A 1,807-nucleotide genomic window follows, 5' to 3' on the forward strand; every position below is an offset into this window, starting at 1 on the left:
CTGGCCTCCGCGTTCGCCTACGCGCGCACCATCCGGTTCGCCGACGGCCCGGACGAGGTTCACAAGAACGCGCTGGCCCGCAACGAGCTCAAGCGCCAGCGCGCCCGCCGCCAGGCCCGCGCCAACGCCTAAGCTCATCATCTACGCAGGCCAAAAGCCCCTCTTGCAGCATTCGCGGCAGGAGGGGCTTTTGCATGTCCGGGGACCAAAAATCTTGCGATAGGTGACGGCTATCACCCTGCCAAGCCCACTACGCTTCCAAAGAATGCATTCTTTTATGAGACTTGGGTCACGCCCGGTAAACATCTTGTCTTCCGTATCCGGCAGCAAGTGAGGTGTTCGCACATGTCAGGCAAAACAATCCAGGCGCGCGGCCCCGGTGCTGTGTGAAGACCGGGTGCAACCAGGCCCCGCCGCATCAACATCCCGGCTTGCGGCTCCAACCAATGGAGGTCGTGCCGCCCGTCGGGACTTTCGCATCCAAGGGCCCGGGGATGCGGCGCACTCAGCAGTTCCGCGCCGGACCGTGGGGAGGCGACCGAATGAATGGCAACGAACGATGCCAGGAAAACGATGCCAGGAACCGGGCCCGCGGCGTTATGCATGGCACATCAATTGAACCAAGGACGATCCAACCACTGAGGAGTTTTAATGTTTGAGTCACGAAATAGAGGCTTGTCGCTTGGCGGTCTGCAGGTGTCGGACAATGGGGTCTCGCGCCGATCGCTGTTGAAGTTTGCCGGACTTGGCGCGGCTGCGCTGGGCTCCATTCCGCTCTTGACGGCCTGCGGGGGAGAGGCCTCGGCCACCAAGGCACTCACGCCGTTCTCGGTCTCATCCTTCCCCGGTGATTCCTTCTTCATTGACACCGTCAACCTGGCCCACAAGGACTACGCCAAGCACGGGCTGGACACTCCCAAGCACGTGACTACGCAAAGCGGCCTGCAAGCGGTCCAGCTGATGGTGGCCGGAGCCCTGGACGGCGACGCCTTTGACACGATGCTGCTCATGGCGGCCCACGCGAACGGCACCAAGGGCAAACGGCCGGTGCTGGTCGGCTTCCGCACCGTGGAGACCTGCTACGGAATCGTTGTCGGCAAGGGCTTCGAGGCGCCGCCCGCCGACGCAAGCTTCGAGGAGAAAATGCAATCCCTGAAGGGCAAGATGGTCGGTGTGACGAGCATTGGCTCGGGCTCCGACCTGCAGTTGAAGCTTGCCCTCGAGACGGCAGGGATGCAGTATTCGGACGTCACGGCGCTGGGCGTCGGTGTGACCGCCCAGGGGATCACCAACCTGCAGCACGGGCGAATTGACGCTTACGTCACCGTCCAGTGGACCTCCACCCGCTTCGTGGCCAAGGAAGCAGAGGGGGCCATCCTGCTTGATTTCGCGGATCCGAGTGGGCCTGAGATCATGCGCAACCAGGCAGTTGTTGCCATCGGCGTTCGTGACGACATGGCGGCGGACCATCCGGATATCGTCCAGGACTGGCTGGCGTGCCAGGAAACTGCGAATACGTGGATCCAGGAGAACCGGAAGGATGCTGCAGACCTGCTCAATTCCACCGGACTCGGCGGCAAGGCGCCCGACATTGCAGCAGCATATATCGACCACTATTGCACGGCCATTGCCCCGAATCTTCAGCCGATGTTCAAGGCAACGAAGGAAACCGTCGACCACATGGCCTCCCTCGCCGAGCGCTTTGGAAGCATCAAGAAGGGGGACATCACGTACGAAGCGCTGGTCCCGGAATTCGCGCGGGCGTGAGCGGCAGCACTGTGCCTTTGCTGCTGGGACTCGGGCTCGA

General features: G+C 62.3%; 1 protein-coding gene. It reads left to right on the forward strand.

The annotated features are described in order from the left end of the window. Positions 1-651 precede the first annotated feature (651 nt). Positions 652-1,767, forward strand: coding sequence for an ABC transporter substrate-binding protein (locus J1902_RS18975; protein ID WP_207617920.1), 1,116 nt, complete (start codon positions 652-654; stop codon positions 1,765-1,767). The last annotated feature ends 40 nt before the right edge of the window (positions 1,768-1,807 follow it).

Source organism: Arthrobacter cavernae, from assembly GCF_017368795.1.
Taxonomy (GTDB): domain Bacteria; phylum Actinomycetota; class Actinomycetes; order Actinomycetales; family Micrococcaceae; genus Arthrobacter; species Arthrobacter cavernae.